General features: G+C 70.2%; 5 protein-coding genes. All 5 read left to right on the top strand.

Going from position 1 to position 18,367, the window contains the following annotated elements; all coding sequences use genetic code 11:
• The first annotated feature begins 371 nt into the window (after window positions 1-371).
• The 5 genes from ACWCP6_RS25225 (at window position 372) to ACWCP6_RS25205 (ending at window position 18,288) form a co-directional block, all read left to right on the top strand.
• Window positions 372-4,316: an amino acid adenylation domain-containing protein gene (locus ACWCP6_RS25225; RefSeq protein WP_450934814.1), complete on the top strand. Its 3,945-nt coding sequence runs from the start codon at window positions 372-374 to the stop codon at window positions 4,314-4,316.
• Window positions 4,317-4,379: 63 nt separating this feature from the next.
• Window positions 4,380-6,221, top strand: coding sequence for an asparagine synthase (glutamine-hydrolyzing) (asnB, locus tag ACWCP6_RS25220; RefSeq protein WP_450934813.1), 1,842 nt, complete (start codon window positions 4,380-4,382; stop codon window positions 6,219-6,221).
• Window positions 6,222-7,109: 888 nt separating this feature from the next.
• Complete coding sequence (locus ACWCP6_RS25215) at window positions 7,110-11,663, top strand: amino acid adenylation domain-containing protein (protein WP_450934812.1); 4,554 nt, start codon at window positions 7,110-7,112, stop codon at window positions 11,661-11,663.
• Entirely contained in the window at window positions 11,660-17,191 is a 5,532-nt protein-coding gene (locus tag ACWCP6_RS25210) for an amino acid adenylation domain-containing protein (protein WP_450934811.1), read from the top strand. Before ACWCP6_RS25215 ends, ACWCP6_RS25210 begins: the two co-directional genes overlap by 4 nt.
• A complete protein-coding gene (locus tag ACWCP6_RS25205; protein ID WP_450934810.1) occupies window positions 17,188-18,288 on the top strand; it encodes a Gfo/Idh/MocA family oxidoreductase in 1,101 nt (366 codons plus the stop codon). Before ACWCP6_RS25210 ends, ACWCP6_RS25205 begins: the two co-directional genes overlap by 4 nt.
• Window positions 18,289-18,367 lie beyond the last annotated feature (79 nt).

Below are 18,367 nucleotides of genomic sequence, written 5' to 3'. Positions count from 1 at the left end.
ATCGGGTCGACATGTGAGGAACATCGAGCGTCTTCCGATGACCATCGGTCAGTGAAGTCCTGAGCGGTGACGAGTGAATGGCTCATTCCGAACTCATTCCGGACGCCGTGCAATCCTTAAACCCTGTGCAAAATTCACGTGCACAGGGTTGCAGTGAACGTTGCGACGCGAACGACCCGATTACTACGCTTCCGGTACCGGTGCAGGCTGACGCAGTGAGGTGGAACGGCCGGGTTATGCGCTTTGCAGGCACGTAGGTGTGTTCGCGGTGCGACGGGCTGCTGTCATCTCGATTCCTCGGCTGCTGTCTCCCGCAGCCGACCGGAACCTTCCCCGGCCTGCCTGCTTGCGAATCAGGAGTTCTTTGAACCATGGCGAATCGGTCCACACTCAGGCTGCCACTGACTGATGGCCAGGCTGGAATTTGGTACGGCCAGCAGCTGGATGATTCCAAGCTCGCTCATACGATTACCGAATTTCTTGACATTGTCGGTCCCGTATTGCCTGAAGCGCTTCAGGAAGCGGTCTGCCGCACGGTACGGGAGGCGGAGGCGCTGTGCATATCCTGCGGCGAGGACGCCGACGGCCCCTGGCAGCAGGTGGAAACCGGCGTAGAAGTGGCCGTGCCTCTCGTCGACTTCAGCAGCGAGACGGAGCCGTGGGAAACGGCACAGCGCTGGATGAGCGAGAGGGTCAACAGCCCACTGGACTCGACGGTGGGGGATATCCAGCGCCACGCGATTCTACGAGTTTCACCGGAAAGGCATATCTGGTTCTGGCAGCTGCACCACATCGCGGCCGACGGTATGAGCACGCAGTTCATCGCCCGCCGCGCCGCCGGCGTCTATGATGCTCTGATTTCCGACCGTACTGTGTCCGTCACGCCCTTCGGCAGCCTGCACTCTCTGGTGGAGGAGAACCAGCGCTACCGCTCGTCCGCAGAGTTCACGGACGACCGCCGGTACTGGCTCAACGAATTCGCGGAAGTCGAGCGTGTGGTCGGCCTAGCCGACGGCTCGCTGCTGCCGGCAGGGGTTCCGCTCAGGGAAACCTGGTACGCCGACGCAGAACTCGAGACTCTCCTTCACGACTTCTCACGTGCCCATGAGGTGAAATGGCCGCACGTGGTGATTGCGGCGTTCAGTGCATATGTGAGCCGACTGACGGGCTCAGTCGAGACCATAGTGGGACTGCCGGTGGCGAATCGCCACGCAGGCGCTGCCGTAACCACACCCGGAATGGTTTCGAACGTCGTACCGCTACGTCTGAACATTTCTCGCTCCATGAGCTTCGCAGAATTACTCGAGCAGGTCTCCGAGAAGATTGGAGAGACCCGCGCTCACCGGCGGTACCGTTTCGAAGACATTCGGCGTGAAATCGGCGACAAGGACGGAAGCGCCCGTGTATTCGGGCCCATAGTCAACGTACTCGCACTCGACTCCGAGTTGACCTTCGGAGGATGCCCCGCGCGGCACCAAAATCTCACGCCAGGCCCGATTGAAGACTTCATGTTGGGTGTCTACCTGACGCCGCAGAGAATGTCTTTCACGATTGATGCCAACGCGGCACTCTACAGTGCCGAGGACCTCGAGAACCACAGGTCGAGGTTCGATGCATTCCTGCGCCAGGTCGTCAGGGACGCTGGGCGCCCCCTTGGTGACGTCGACATCATCAGTGCAGCGGAGCGCCGCCGCTTTCTGGCCATGCGTCCTCGCCGTTCGGTCGCAGTGGATGATCAGCCGCGCACTCTGGTAGAAGCCTTCGAGATCCAGGTCATCAAAACTCCGGACGCGCCGGCGGTGAAGTATGGAACATCGACCCTGTCCTATGGCGAACTGAACGCACAGGCGAATCGACTGGCCCGGCTGCTCGTGGAGCATGGCGCTGGGCCGGAACGACTGGTGGCGGTTTCCATGCCGCAAGGAGTCCACCTTGTAGTGGCGCTCCTGGCAGTGCTGAAATCAGGAGCCGCATACCTTCCCGTCGATCCCGACTATCCCCAGGACCGTATCGATTTCCTGCTCCAGGATGCGGAGCCCTTGCTGCTGGTCACGATGTCCGGCGTGGCGGCCACATTCCCCCAGGCCGACGGTCTCGCCATCATGCTTGATGCGGCGTCAACACAGCAGCGCCTGGCCGGTCTTCCTCAGGACGATCTGAGGCCTGAGGAACGCATGCACTCCCTGTCGCAGGACAACGCGGCCTACGTCATCTACACATCGGGCTCCACCGGACGTCCCAAGGGAGCGGTCGTACCACACCGAAACGTCCTCTCCCTGTTCGCCGGTGCCCGGGAACTCTTCGATTTCCGTGCCGATGACGTGTGGACCATGGCCCATTCGTACTCATTCGACTTCTCGGTGTGGGAACTATGGGGAGCATTGCTGCACGGGGCCTCTCTCATCGTGGTCCCCGCCGCAACGAGGCGTTCGCCGGACGAGTTCATCCGGCTGTTGGTGACTGAGCATGTCAGCGTGCTCAGTCAGACGCCCTCGGCGTTCTACCAGCTGCTGCAGTCGGACAGGGACGATCCGGAGGCCGGAGGACATCTGGCTCTGCGCTACGTGGTCTTCGGCGGTGAGGCACTCGATCTCGGGCGGCTGGAGGAATGGTACGAGCTGCACGCCGATGACGCTCCCGTACTGGTCAACATGTACGGGATCACGGAGACCACGGTCCACGCGAGTCATATGGCGCTCGACAGGTCCCTTCGTCCGTCCCGGGTCGGGAGTTTGATCGGCCAGGCCCTGCCGGGTCTGGCTCTCTATCTCCTCGACGACAACCTGCGCCCTGTCCCTCCCGGTGTCACAGGTGAGATCTACGTAGCCGGCGATCAAGTCGCCCGCGGGTACATGGACCGGCCGGGACTCACGTCCTGCCGCTTCGTCGCCGACCCGTTCGGACCGCCCGGCTCAAGGATGTATCGGTCCGGAGATCTTGCCCGTCGGCAAGCCGACGGGCTCCTTCAGTACCGGGGCCGTGCGGACGACCAGGTGAAGATCCGGGGCTACCGAATCGAACTGGGGGAAGTCGAGGCGGAGTTGCGCGCGTGTCCGGGAGTCACGGCTGCCCGTGCGGTGGTCCGGACGGACTCCGTCGGAGACCATGCCCTGATCGCATACGCAGTGCTGGCGGACACCTCGGGCACGGATCCGGCTGACCTGCGTACGCGCCTCGCACGACGTCTGCCTCCCCACATGGTGCCGGCCGCCATCGTGGCGATCGACGAGATCCCTCTGACGGCCAATGGCAAACTCGACCGTCGCGCCCTGCCCGACCCGGTGTATCTGCGCGCTCCGCAGAACACGGCCGAGGCATCTCCTCTCGAGCGCGACGTCATCTACGCGTTCAGCCATGCGCTGGGAGTCTCGGACATCTCCACCGACGACAACTTCTTCGATCTGGGCGGAGACTCCTTCAAGGCCGTACGTCTCGCTCGTGGGCTGGGTCAGGGGATCTCGGTACTGGATGTGTTCCAGAATCCCACACCGGGAAAGCTCGCCCTCCGCATCCTGGAATCGGGTCACGCGGATGAAGAGCAGCTGATTCTGAAGTGCTTGAAGAGCGAGGAGAACGCGGACTTCAAGCTCGTCTGCATCCCCTACGGAGGTGGCACCGCCGCGGCCTACCGGAACCTGGCCGCAGAGCTGGCACCCGATGTGGAGATCTGGGCGGCCGCCTTGCCGGGACACGATCCGACCCAGTCCGGGCAAGCCCTACTGGCCCTGGACGACAGCGCTGATGCGATCGCAGACGAAATATGCCGTTCTATGAGCGGCCCATTCGCCCTGTACGGCCACTGTGCAGGTTCCGCTCTCGCGGTGGCGGTGGCACAACGGTTGGAGCGGGAGGGCCGGAAACCGGTCGCCCTGTACATCGGTGCCGCGCTCCCCGAAGCCGCTCCCCAGGCCCAACTGGAGCGGGTCACGGAGTGGAGCGCGGAATCTCTTTACGCCTTTATGAAGTCGATCGGGGGCTTCGACGGGGCGTTGGACGAATCCGATGTGGAGACCGTCCTGAACGTGCTTCGGCATGACATGAAACAGGGCCTGCTCTTTCAGGCCGAGGCGGAGAAGGGTCGGTATGAGCGGTTGACCACTCCACTCATTGTCGTGATCGGCGACTCGGACAGCGTCACCCAGGGGTACGAGCGGGATTACGTGAAGTGGGAGCGCTACGCGGAACACGTCGAACTGATGGAAATCAACGGAGGTGGGCATTATTTTCTCACTGACCAGCCAAAAATGCTTGCCGCACTCGTCTTCGAACGCTTCGAGGAGCTGAAGTCGTCCACCGCCACCTCGACGTGGGGCTGATCGCCGTTGCGTATCTGACTGCTTGACACATGTACGGAAAAGTAAGGGAAATGGGGTTGCGAGATGTGCGGGATTGCAGGCTGGGTGTCGTTCGACGCCGATCTGACGCACCGGAGTGATGCGCTCGATGCGATGACCGAGACGATGGCCTGTCGCGGGCCGGACGGACGTGGCACCTATGTGCGGACACACGTCGGTCTCGGGCACCGGCGTCTTGCCGTCATCGATCTGCCCGGCGGGGTGCAGCCGATGAGCGTGAGCACACCGGCCGGCGACGTCGCCATGGTGTACTCCGGTGAGGCCTACAACTTCCAGGAACTGCGTCTTCGCCTCGCGTCCCTGGGGCACACGTTCCGGACGGACAGTGACACCGAGGTGGTGCTCCGTAGTTACCTGGAGTGGGGCGAGAGCGTCGTCGAACACCTCGACGGTATGTACGCGTTCGCGATCTGGGACGAGCGCGACCAGAAGCTGCTCCTCGTGCGCGACCGCATGGGGATCAAGCCGCTCTACTACTACCCGACGCCGGACGGTGTGCTGTTCGGCTCCGAACCGAAGGCGATCCTGGCGAACCCGCTGGTGCGCAAGGCGGTCGACACGGACGGACTGCGGGAGCTGTTCGCGCAGACCAAGACCCCGGGCTGGGCCCTGTGGAAGGGCATGCACGAGATGCTCCCGGGCACGCTGATCAGCGTGGACCGCAGCGGGATCCGGCAGCGGACCTACTGGCGCCTGCGGGCGACCGAGCACACCGAGAGCCGTGATGACACCGTCGCGAGGGTGCGGGACATACTCACCGGCATCGTCGACCGGCAGCTGATTTCGGACGTGCCGCAGTGCGTCCTGCTCTCGGGCGGGCTCGACTCCAGCGCGATCACCGGCCTGGCGGCAGACCGGCTGGCCCTGCGGGGCGAGCAGGTGCGCACGTTCTCGGTGGATTTCGTCGGCCAGGAGGAGAACTTCGTCCCCGACGAGATGCGCGACACCCCCGACTCGCCGTTCGTCCGCGATGTCGCGGCGCACGTGGGATCCGCGCACCACGACGTGGTGCTGAACCCCGCCGACCTCTCGGACCCTTCGGTGCGGCGCGCGACCGTCGCCGCCCGGGACATCCCGAACGGGTTCGGTGATCTCGACAGCTCGCTGTATCTGCTCTTCAAGGCGATCCGTGAACAGTCGACGGTGGCGCTGTCCGGCGAGTCGGCGGACGAGGTGTTCGGCGGCTACCCCTGGTTCCACAGCGAAGCGGCGCTGCACGCCGACACCTTTCCGTGGATGACGGTCGTTCCCGCGCTGAGCGTCGCGGCACGGTCCGAGCACATCGAGCCCGGGCTGCGGAAGCAACTCGATGTGCGGACCTACACCGCCGACCAGTACGCGACGGCGCTCGCCGAGGTCGAGCATCTCGACGGGGAATCCGAGCTGGACCGGCGCATGCGCACCATGTGCCACCTGCATCTGACGCGCTTCGTGCGTGCACTGCTGGACCGCAAGGACCGGCTGTCGATGGCGGTCGGGCTCGAGGTGCGGGTGCCCTTCTGCAACCACGAGCTCGTCCAGTACGTGTACAACACGCCCTGGGCGATGAAGACGTTCGACGGCCGGGAGAAGAGCCTGCTGCGGCAGGCCGCGGCACATGTGCTGCCGCGATCCGTGGTGGAGCGGGTCAAGAGCCCGTACCCGTCGCCGCAGAACCCCGGGTACGCGGCGATGCTCCAGCAGCAGGTGAAGGAGCTTGTCGCGGACTCGGATGCCCAGGTGTTCGCGCTGGTCGACCGGACCTGGGCGCAACAGGTCGTGGCGCAGGACCCGGCGCGCATGCCAGTGGCCGTCCGGGCCGGCCTGGAGCGTGTGCTCGACCTGCACACCTGGCTTGACCTGCACTCGCCCGAACTGCAGCTGTAGTGATCACGGCGGCTCGGCTCGGGCCGGAAGCCGGCAGGGCCGGTTCACCGGTTTTTGATCCCGGTCGCGCGACCCTCAACCCGGTCCGGGCCCCACAGGGTTGATAAGACGGCACGTCCCGAGTCCAGGACACGGGACGTGCCGTACTGCTGAGGCCGATGCCCAGGCGTCCGCCATGTGCACCGTCGTCCCCGGAGCTCCGCTCGGGGCGCTGCCCGTCCGTTCGCGACGGACCACTCGACAGCGGTGTGTCCGCGTACCGAGGACGCAGGCGCCTCGGTGCCCCCGCCCGTGCGGCACGTCCACGGGCCCGGCGGCCCTCGACGTCTGGAGGACCGCGGCTTACGAGTCGACCTTGCCCCGCGCGAAGTCGCTCTCCCCGGGCGGGCACGTATTTCCGTGGACAACCCCGCCAAGGCTCGCGGGAGTTCAAGAGAGCGTCCTTCGCCACGACGCCGATGCACATCGCAGCCGCCGGGCCCCGTCCCGGGGTGACGCCCCGCGCCGGCCGACCGTCCGTACGGCCGTGTTGCGCGCCCCGGAGCTCGCCGGCCAGGCGCGATCGACATATCAGCCGCGAACGCAGCAACGGCGCATTCCGCGCGCGGGACAACCGGCCGACGCCTCGGGCCGGTCGATCGGCGCCCGCATCGCACATCCAGTTGATGTCCAGTCCGCAGCGGAGCGCGCCGGTCGCCGTCCGCCGCCTCGGCAGGCTCCCAGAAGGCATCCAGATTCTGGCCAGTCGCACCTGTGAGGCTGAGCCGGGCTTCCGGTCGCTCCTGAGTCGGCCCATCACCGGGGGAGGGGCGCAGAGCCGCTCGCATGAGACCGACGAACCGGAGTTAACGGATGTCACAGGAGTTTGTGTCGCCCCAGGCCGTGGCCGTGAGCACGGCAGTTCCCGCGTGGGAACCGGAGACCCTGCGGCAGGAGGTCTCCCGCGTCCTGGACATGGAACTGCACCCCGCGCACGACGACGTCAACCTCTTCGAACTCGGCCTGCAGTCGTTGGAGCTGATGCGGCTCACCAATCGGCTCAACCGCGCAGGTGCCCGCGTCGACTTCGTGAGTCTGTCCGCGGACCCCCGTCTGTCGGCGTGGTACGAGCTGCTGAAGAGCGCGACCGAGCCGACGCCCGCAGTGGACGCGACCCGCAGCTCCGCCCCGGCTGCCCCCGTCGACGAGGGGAGAGCCTTCCCGCTCACCGCGGTGCAGCAGGCGTACTGGATCGGGCGTGGCGACGACCAGCCCCTGGGCGGGGTCGGATGCCACGCCTATCTGGAGATCGACGCCGAGGAGGTCGACCCGGCCCGGCTGGAGACGGCCGTGCGCGCCCTGCTGGACCTGCACCCCATGCTGCGCGCCAGGTTCGAGGCCGACGGGACCCAGCGTGTGCTGCCCCGGTCCCCCTGGCCCGGACTGACCGTGCACGACTTCGGCGACCGGCCCGAGGAGGCGGCCTCCCGCGACCTGGAGGAGCTGCGCGGCCGGCTCTCGCACCGCCGCCTGGACGTGGCCGCCGGCGAAGTCCTGGACCTGCAGCTGAGCCGACTGCCCGGAGGCGGTCACCGGCTCCACCTCAACGCGGACCTGCTCGTCGCCGATGTGCACAGCATCCGGCTGCTCCTGGCGGACCTGGCCGCGCTGTACGAAGACCCTTCGTCGGTGCCCGAGCCGACCTACACGTTCGCGCAGTATCTGGCCGATCGGGCCGACACCAGGAAGGGCGAGCGCGAGACGGCGCGCGCCTACTGGCAGCGGCGGCTGCCGGACCTGCCGGGCGGTCCCCGGCTGCCGCTGGCGGCCGAGCCCGCGGAGGTCGCGGCCACCCGCTTCGTGCGGCGCACCCATCAGCTGACACCCGCCGAGTGGAGCGCCCTGCAGCGGCGGGCCGCGAAGGTCGGCGTCACTCCCGCCGTGCTGCTGGCCACGGCCTTCTCCGAAGTCCTCGCCCGTTGGAGCGGAGAGGAACGGTTCCTGCTCAACCTGCCCCTCTTCGACCGGGACCTGGAGGTGCACCCGCACATCGGGCGCATCGTCGCGGACTTCACGAGCCTGGTGCTGCTGGAGGTCGACCTGACCCTCGGCCGCGACTTCGCCGAGCGTGCCCTGGCCGTGCAGAAGCAGCTGCACGAGGACGTGGGACACGCCGCGTACACCGGCGTGGACGTGCTGCGCGACATGGTACGAGCCGACGTGGACGCACCACGCGCCGCACCGGTCGTCTTCGCCTGCAACCTCGACGCGCCGCTGGTGCCCGACGCCTGCGCCGCACAGTTCGGGGAACTCGCGTGGATGGTCTCCCAGACCCCGCAGGTCTGGCTCGACCACCAGGTCTACCGCACCCGCGCCGGGGGACTGCTGCTCGCCTGGGACGCCGTGGAGGAACTCTTCCCCACGGGTGTGCTGGACGCGATGATGGCCGCGTACGCCACGCTGCTCGGGGACCTCACGGCGGAAGACCGGCGGACCACGCCGGAACCCGCTCTGCCGGCAGAGCAGCGCAGCCGCCGTGCCGAAGTGAACTCCGCGGCCCGGACGGAGAGCGGAGCCCTGCTGCACACCGCCTTCTTCGAGCGCGCGCGGGACCGTGCCGCACGACCCGCGGTGCTGTGGGGCACCAACGGCAGGCTCACCCACGAGGAACTCGCCGAACGGGCGCTGCGTATCGCTGCCGCCCTGGCGCGACGGGGCATCGGCCGCGGCTCGTCGGTGGTCGTCACCGCGCCCAAGGGCCCGGATCAGATCACCGCGGTGCTCGGCGTTCTCGCCGCAGGCGCCGCGTACATACCCATCGGTGTGGACCAGCCGGCGGCGCGCCGCGCCCGCATCCTGGACCTCAGCGGTGCCCGGCTCGTCCTGGACGGCACGGAAAGCCCGCAGCCGCCCGGGCCGGAGTACGAGGTGCTGTCCGTCACCGAGGCACTGCGGGAGGAGCCGCTCGACGCTCCGGTGGCCGCCGAGCCGGACGACACCGCCTACGTCATCTTCACCTCGGGATCCACCGGCACGCCGAAGGGCGTCGAGGTCGGCCACCGGGCCGCGGTCAACACCGTCGAGGACGTGGACGAGCGGTTCGGCATCGGTCCGGCGGACCGTGTACTGGCCGTCTCCGCCCTGGACTTCGACCTGTCGGTGTGGGACATCTTCGGACCCCTGGCCGAGGGCGGCGCGCTGGTCCTGGTGGACGAGTCCGACCGGCGGGACGCGAACCGGTGGCTGACCCTGTGCTCCCGGCACGAGGTGACGGTGTGGAACAGCGTGCCGGCCCTGATGGACATGCTGCTCACCGCCGCGGACGGCGCCCCGCTGCCTCCTTCGCTGCGCCTGGCCATGCTGTCGGGCGACTGGATAGGCCTGGACCTGCCGGGACGGCTGGCCTCCGCGACGGGCGGGCGATGCCGGCTCGTGGGCCTGGGCGGCGCCACCGAGGCCGCGATCTGGTCCAACGCCTACGAGATCGACGACGTCCCCGAGCACTGGCGGTCCATTCCGTACGGAACACCCCTGCGCAACCAGAAGTTCCGCGTCGTCGACGCACGGGGCCGTGACTGCCCCGACTGGGTGCCGGGCGAACTGTGGATCGGCGGCGCCGGCGTCGCCCTCGGCTACCGCGGGGAGCCGGAGCTGACGGCGGAACGCTTCCCCGAGGTGGAGGGCGAGCGCTGGTACCGCACCGGTGACCTCGGCCGCTACTGGCCCGACGGAAACCTGGAGTTCCTGGGGCGGCTGGACCACCAGGTGAAGATCAACGGCTTCCGGGTCGAGCTCGGCGAGATCGAAGCCGGCCTCCAGGCCCACCCCGAGGTCTCCGGCGCCGTCGTCGTCACCGTCGGGGAGCGCCGCCGCGAGCTGATCGCCGCCGTGGTCGAGCGCGCTCCGCGGCACACGGACGCCGAGGGCGGGACGACGGGCGAGGAGCCTGCCGAGGACGCGGCGACATCCCCGGCCGCCGAGGAAGCGCCGGGGTCGGACGCGGACGTCCTCGAACTCCACCTCGTCGAGACGCTGCTGGCCGAACTCGTCGCTCCTCTGGTGGCGTCCGGCTCAGGCCCCGCACGGACCATCCCCGTGAGCGAGGAACAGCGTCCCGTCCTGGACGCCTGGTTGGAACACCTCGCGCGGCACGAGGTGGTGCGGCGCGACGGCCCTGCCGTCCTGCCGGGCAGGCGGTGGACGCAGGCCCGCGACCCGGAACGGGCGGAGCGGCTGCGTGACCAGGCACGCGACACCCATCTGGAGCCGGTGGCGACCGCACTGGCCTGGGCGGGCCCCGTGCTCGCGGCCGTACTCTCCGGCGAGGCCCACGCCTCCGTACTCCTGGACGATCCGGTGCTGTCGCCGGAAGGGCTCGGCGATGCGATGCCGGGTACCAGGGAGTGCCTCGCGGTCGTCGCGGCCGAGCTGCGGGCTGCTGCCGGGGACAGCATCCCGGCGGTCGCCGACTGGGACGCGACGAGCGGGCTCGGCGCCGCACGGCTCCTCGCCGCGCTCGAACCGGGCAGCGTCGACTACACACTGTTCGGCTCCTCCGGCACGTTGCTGGCCACCGCCGACGCACGGCTGGCGGACTCCGGGCACCGGGTGCACACCGTCCATCAGGGCACCTCAGCCGTACCGGGCGAGCATGTGCACGCCTTCGACGCCGTGGTGGCCAACAACGTGCTGCACCGGATGCCCGCCCCGGACGACGCGGTGGCGACCATGGCGCTGCTGCTCAAGCCGGGTGGCCGGCTCCATCTGCTGGAACGCACCCGGCTCTCCCCGCTCGCCCTGCTGATCGCCCTTCCGCTCGAGGCACAGGCGGGCCGGCTCCGGCCGGGCGGGCCGAGCGGGTCCTGGCTGCACTCCGGGCCGCAGTGGGTGCGGGCGTGCGCCGCCGCCGGACTCGTCGACACCCGTGTGGTGCGCACGGAGGCCACCGGCGAGGTCCTCGTGACCGCGCAACGGCCCCACGGGGCAGGCGGACTCGACCCGGAGGAACTCCTCCGCTGGGTCGCCGACCGGCTGCCCGCCCACATGGTCCCGGCGGGCATCGCGGCGCTGCCCGCCCTGCCGCTCAGCGCCAACGGCAAGGTCGACCGGCGTCGCGTGCAGGGCCTGCTCGACTCGATGGCGACCCGGCCCCGGGAGGCGGCCGAGCCGCCGCAGGGCTCCATGGAACGGACCGTCGCCGGACTGTGGACCAAGCTGCTGGGCCTCGTCTCGGTGGGTCGTGACGAGAACTTCTTCACGCTGGGCGGTGACAGCCTCCTCGCCACGCGCCTGGTGACGGAGGTGCACACGGCTCTCGGCGTCGAGCTGCCCATGCGGGACGTGATGCGTGCCCCGACCGTCGCCGGTCTGAGCGCGCTGATCGAGGCACTGCGGTCGGCGGACCGCGACGGGACGCCGGAGGCCGCGGCCGCCGGTGGAGACTTCGAGGAAGGTGTGCTGTGAACGTCAGCGATCTGATCAGGGAGTTCGAGAGCGCGGGGATCCGTGTCTGGCGGGAGGGGGAGCAGCTGCGGTTCCGCGCCCCTCGCGGCGTCATGACGGACGAGCGTCTCGCGCTCCTGCGCGGCCGCAAGGAGGAACTCCTCGCCGGACTGCCCGACCAGGCCGCGCAGGACGTGCCGGGTACTGGCGGCCCGGACGCACCCGGGACCGGATGGGCGGCCGAGCCGGAGGCCCGTCACGAGCCCTTCCCGCTGACGGACATCCAGTCCGCCTATCTGCTGGGCCGCGACGAGGCCTTCGACTACGGCGGCGTCTCCTGTCACATCTACCTCGAGTTCCGCCGCCCCGCCGACCTCGACCCGCAGCGGCTGCAACAGGCCTGGGACGGCCTCGTCGAGCGCCACGGCATGCTGCGCTCGGTCATCTCGCAGGACGGCACCCAGCGCATCGCACCGACCCTCCCGGACACCCGCATCCACGTCACCGACCTGCGGGACGCGCCCACCGATGCCACGGCCGCCGCGCTGGCCGCCGTCCGTGAGGAGCTGTCCCACCGGGTGCATCCGGCGGGCGAACGCCCCCTGTACGAACTGAGGCTGACGCGTCTGCCGGACCACAGCCTGCTGCACCTTTCGATGGACTTCATGGTGCTGGACTGGATCAGCATCCATCTGCTGCTCTCGGAACTGGACAGCCGCTACGAGCAGCCCGGCTGCCCGCTGCCGCCCGTCGAGGCGACCTTCCGCGACTACGTCGCCGCGGAACGCCGGCTGCGCGGCACCGAGCGCTACGCGCGTGACCGCGCCTACTGGTGGAACCGGGTCGACGACCTGCCCGCCGCACCGGCCCTGCCCCTCGCCGACGGCCACGACCCGGCCGACGTGCCGCCCCGCTTCCGCCGTCTCAGCACCTCGCTGAGCGAGGCGGCCTGGCAGGCGCTGAAGACCCGTGCGGCCGGCCACGGCATCACAGCGGCCAACGCCGTGCTCGCCGCGTACGCCGAGACGATCGGCCGGTGGAGCGCCGCGGAGCGGTTCTGTCTGGGGCTGACCGTGCTCAACCGCATGCCCCTGCACCCGCATGTGGACCGGTTGCTCGGCGACTTCACCTCGGTCAGCCTGCTCGCCGTGGACCAGTCGGCCCGGGCGGGCTTCGCCGAGCGGGCCCGAAGCCTGGGCGAGCGCCTGTTCGAGGACCTGGACCACCGGCTGTGCGGCGGTGTCGAGGTACTGCGCGAACTCGCCCGGCGCCGTGGACGGGAAGCCGCCCTGATGCCCGTGGTGTTCACCGGCGGCATCGGTGTCGTGGGCCGTGCGCTCGGCGGCACCGCCGAGAACCTCCGGCCGGTGTACGGGATCAGTCAGACACCGCAGGTGTGGATCGACTGCCAGGCCACCGACCAGTTCGGCGACCTGGAGGTGAACTGGGACCTGCGGGAGGGGGTGTTCCCCGAGGGCCTGGTGGACGACATGTTCGCCGCGTTCGCGCGGCTGCTGCACCGTCTGGCCGAGGAGGACACCCCCTGGAGCGAGGCCGATCCGCTGGGCCTGCCTGAGCGGCAGAGGGCCCGCAGGGACGCCGTCAACGACACCGCCGCCGCGGTGCCCGGCGGACTGCTGCACGCGCCCCTGGTCGAGTACGCGCGGAAGTTCCCCGCCGAGACCGCCGTGATCGACGCGACCGGGTCGATGACCTACGAGGAGTGGCTGGGACGGGCCGCCTGGGTGGCCCGGGAACTGCGAGCTGCGGGATGCCGTCCCGGGGACTTCGTCGCCGTCCTCATGGACAAGGGGCGGGACCAGGTCGTCGGTGTCCTGGGCGCCCTCCTCGCGGGCGGTGTGTACGTTCCCGTGGACATCGGCCAGCCGCAGCTGCGCCGGGACCGCATCCTCACCGGCTGCCGGGCCCGTTACGCCGTCCTGTCGGACGCCGGCCTGGCGCGGACACTGCCGTCCGGAGTCCGGCCCGTGGACGTGACCGCCGGCGGCCGGTTCGAGCGGTCGGCCGTGCCCGACCCGGCGTCCGTGGCACAGGGGGAGCTCGCCTATGTGATCCACACATCGGGTTCGACCGGTGAGCCCAAGGGCGTGATGATCAGCCACCGGGCCGCCACGAACACCGTGCACGACATCAACGAGCGCTTCGCGGTGGGCGATTCGGACCGGGTCCTCGGTCTCGCCTCCCTCGGCTTCGACCTGTCCGTGTACGACCTGTTCGGGCCGCCCGCCGTCGGTGCGGCCCTGGTGCTGCCGGACCCCGTCCGCCGCGGTGATCCCTCGCACTGGGCGGAACTGGCGGAACGTCACGGCATCACGCTGTGGAACTCCGTCCCCGCCCAGTTGCAGATGCTCCTCCACTACCTCGACACCGAACCCCGCACGCTCGACCGGCTGCGGCTCGCGCTGCTGTCGGGCGACTGGATCCCGCTCGCGCTGCCCGGCCACGCGGGGCGGCACCTGCCCGCCGCCGAACTGGTCAGCCTGGGCGGGGCGACCGAGGCCGCGATCTGGTCGATCCACCACCGCATCCGCGGTGTCGAGCCGCACTGGAGCAGCATTCCGTACGGTGCCCCGCTCGCCAACCAGCGTTTCCACGTGCTCGACGGCGCCATGCGCGACCGGCCCGACCTGGTCGCCGGTGAGCTCTACATCGCGGGCACCGGGCTCGCGGAGGGCTATCTCAACGACCCCGAGCGCACCGCCGAGCGCTTCCCACGGCACCCCGGGTCCGAGGAACGCCTCTACCGGACGGGCGACCTGGGGCGCTATCTGCCGGACGGTGAGATCGAGTTCCTCGGCCGTGCCGACCAGCAGGTCAAGATCCGTGGACACCGCATCGAACTCGGCGAGATCGACGCGGTCCTCGGCGAACATCCGGCGGTGGGCTCCAGCGCCGTCCTCGTGGACGGCACCGATGCGCTGGAGCGCTCACTCGTCGCCTTCGTGGAACCGGCGGCCCGCACGGACGAACCGCCGTCATCGGCGGCCGAGGCCGTCGCGGCCGAAGCAGCCGCGGTGTGCTCCGCCCCGCTCGCGGCGGACGCCCCCGACGCCGGGAGCGTCGCCGCGTACGTACACCACCTCGACCGCGCGTTCCTGCTGTCCATGGCCGACGCGGTGGCGGCGTCGGGGATCTTCACGGGCGGGGCCGCGGGATGCTCCGAGGAGGAGCTGGCCGCCCGGCTCCGGGTCGCCGAACGGCACCGCGGGCTGCTGCGCCGCTGGCTGGTGGCACTGGAGCGGGCCGGACACGTGCGGCACGATCCCGGCACCGGCACCTGGTGGGGGGTCGCCGCACCCGAGAGGGCCGAGGTGGACCGCGCCTGGGCCGATCTCGCCGCCCGGGCCCGCGACGAGGTCTGCCCGCCCGGACTGCTGGCGTACTTCCGTGCCCACGCCGACACCCTTCCCGCCCTGCTGCGCGGCGAGGAGGAAGCGGTCCGGCTGTTCTTCCCCGGAGGAAGTCAGGAGATCGCGCGCTCCTGGTACGCCGACAACCTGGCCGCACAGCGCCTGCTCGCCACGCTCGGGGCCGCCGTACGCGGCGCGGCGAGCGGGGTGCAGGGGCGGCCGTTGCGGGTGCTCGAGGTCGGGGGCGGCATCGGGGCGGCCACCGGACCCGTCCTGGACGCGCTCGGGGACCGTCCGGTGGACTACCTGTTCACCGACGTCTCGGAGTACTTCCTCGCCGACGCCAGGGAGCGGTTCGGCGCGCGGCCCGGGATGCGTTTCGGCCTGTTCGACATGAACCGGGACCCGCGTGAGCAGGGCCTGCTGCCCAACTCCTTCGACATCGTGCTGAGCGCCGGAGCACTCAACAACGCGCGCGACACCGTGCAGGTGATCGACCGGCTGCGGACGCTGCTCGCCCCCCAGGGGTGGCTCTGCCTGCTGGAGATGACCCGGGAACACCCGGAGATCACGGCCACCCAGGCGTTCATGATGGAGGAGCCCGAGGATCTGCGGCACGGTCTCGGGAACCTCTTCGTCCACGACGACCAGTGGCGCGAACTGCTCATGAACGCCGGAGCCTGCGATGTGCTGGGCCTCCCGGGCGCGGACGACCCGTTCGCCGCGCTCGGACAGGGCGTGTTCGCCGCGTCGTTCAAGCAGGACCGCGCCGTGGTCGACGCCGACGGGGTCACCCGGTGGGCGGCCGAGCGGCTGCCCGCCCACATGGTTCCCGCGCACATCCAGGTCGTCGATGCGCTGCCGCTGACCTCCAACGGCAAGGTCGACCGCAAACGGCTGCTCGGCTGGGTGCCGCGGCGCGGCGACCGAGCAGCGGGCGGGGAGGCGGAGCCGCCGCGACCCGGAGTGGAGCAGCGGGTGGCCGAGCTCTGGGCGGAACTGCTCGGCGGTGAACTCCCCTCCCGGGAACAGGGGTTCTTCGACGCGGGCGGCGACTCGCTGCTGGCGGCGCGACTCGTGGGGCAGGTGCGCGAGTGCGTGCCCGAGGCGGCTGCCGTCACCTTCGACGTCCTGCTGCGCACGCTCCTGCACACCCCGACGGTCGCCGGCCTGGCCGCCAGGCTCGCCGCGCCGGCCGCCACGGACGCCGGAGCCGGCGGGCGCCGGACCGCCGCGGCCGACCGGCCGTCCGCGCTGGTCGACCTGGGCGGTTCCGGGACGGGCCCGGTGCGGCTGCTGGTGCACGAGGGGCTGGGCACCCTCGCGCCCTACCGCCCGCTGATCGCTCAACTCGCGGCCGACGGGCCCTTGGTGGGGCTCGCCGTGGCCGACAGCGACCGCTACCTCGAACTCGCCGCGCACCGGCTCGTCGAGGACCTCGCCACCCGGTACGCCCGCGAAGTACTCGCCGCAGGACACCGCGAGGTCGAGGTGGTGGGCTACTGCTCCGGCGGTCTGATCGCCGCCGAGCTGGCCCGCGCGCTCGGCGAGGGCGGGGCCGAGGTGCGACGGCTGACCGTGGTGTCCAGCTACCGCATCCCCTACCGGCTGCACGACGACCTCATGGTCGACTACGCCTTCGCCCGGGTCATGGGCGGGGACCTGGAGGCACTCGGCTGGCCCGCCGACGAGGGCGACATGGGGCGCGCACTCGCCGCGGCCCTGGCGCGCTCCCCGAAGGCGCTGGAGCCCGGCGCGTTCGCTCTGCTCGACGGGGACGAACGGCTGGCATCCGTCGCCGAACGCTTCCGCCTGCTGGGCGAGCGGCCCTCCCAGGAGCGCCGGGACGCCCTGTACGAGGCGCTGGCCCGCACCGAATCGGGCCTGGGCGACGCCGGCCAGGTGGCCGCTCTGCACCGGGTCTTCGAGCACACCGTCCAGGCGGTCACGCAGTACGAGCCACTGCCGTACGCGGGCGACATCACCTTCCTCCGCCCGCTCGAGCCCACGCACTTCATCCCCGGATTCCAGGACGACATGACAGGTTTCTGGCGGGAGCTCTGCCTGGGCGAGCTGACGGTCGTCGACGTCCCCGGCGACCACTTCACCTGTATCCAGCCGCCGCACGTGGCGCGGACCGCCGCGGCGATCACGAACCAGGCAGGAGGCACGCGATGAGCGGCCCGGAGCGTGCCCCGCTGAACGTGGTGGTGTGCGGTACCCGTTTCGGTCAGGTCTATCTCTCGGCGCTGCGCCGGTGTCCTGAGCGGTACCGCCTCGCCGGCATCGTCGCGCGCGGCAGTGCCCGGTCCGTGGCCCTCGCCGAGGAGTACGGCGTCCCGCTGTACCTCTCCGTCGACCAGCTGCCCGACGACGTGGACGCCGCCTGTGTCGCGGTCTCCAGCTCGGTCGGCGGCGGCCAGGGGGCCGAACTGGCCCGGGGGCTGATGGAGCGCGGGGTGCATGTGCTTCAGGAGCATCCGGTGCACCCCAAGGAGCTGGCGGACTGTCTGCGCACGGCCCGCAGCACCGGGACGCAGTACCTGCTGAACACCTTCTATCCGCATCTGGAACCCGTGCGGCGCTTCGTCGCCGCGGCGCGGCGGCTGGTGCAGCTGCGGACCCCCGTGTTCGTCGACGCGATGTGCGCCGTCCAGGTCTCCTTCGACCTGCTGGACATCCTCGGCGAGATCTTCGACGGGGTGCGTCCCTGGTCGCTGACCGCGCCCGCCGCTGCCGACGGCCGCCCGCTCACGGCCGTGGACGCGACGGTCGCCGGAGTCCCGCTGACCCTGCGGGTGGAGAACCGGATGGAGCCCGGGGACGACAGCAGCAGTCTCTTCCTGCACCGCATCACCGTCGGCACGGACGCCGGAAACCTGACGCTGGTCAACACGCACGGCCCGGTGATCTGGAGCCCTGTGCTGCGCACCGCGCAGGACTCGGCCGGCCGGTTCGTCATCGGCTCGCGCGGGGCCGGCCCCGGGACGGACGACGACCAGGACACCGGCCCCGAGGTGCTCGGGCCCGCGGAAGGCCCCTCGTGGAAGGCGGTGCTGGAGGAGGTGTGGCCGGACGGAGTGCTGCGCGCCCTGGACGAGCTGCGCGCACGGATCGACGCGGGCGGCGATCCCCTGCGCGGCGCCCAACGGCATCTGACGGTGGCTCACGCCTGGCAGGAGCTCACCGAGGCCCTCGGGTTCCCCCAGGCGTCCGGCCCCCGGCCGGGACCTCCGGTGACGGCCGCCGATCTCCTGCCCGCCCCGGGCTTCTGACGCCTCGCACCGAGTCGTCCGTGCCTCACCCCGCCCGGCCGGAGGGCCGGGCGGGGTGAGCCGGGTGACACGGGGCGTC

Source organism: Streptomyces sp. NPDC002004 (genome assembly GCF_053593975.1).
Note: the sequence above shows the minus strand (reverse complement) of the source record. Positions and strands in the feature narration are given on the sequence as shown.

Bases quoted from the DNA above. Each gene is read 5' to 3' on its own strand.
- ACWCP6_RS25225 (WP_450934814.1), top strand. From the start codon at position 372: ATGGCGAATCGGTCCACACTCAGGCTGCCACTGACTGATGGCCAGGCT.
- asnB (WP_450934813.1), top strand. From the start codon at position 4,380: ATGTGCGGGATTGCAGGCTGGGTGTCGTTCGACGCCGATCTGACGCAC.
- ACWCP6_RS25205 (WP_450934810.1), top strand. From the start codon at position 17,188: ATGAGCGGCCCGGAGCGTGCCCCGCTGAACGTGGTGGTGTGCGGTACC.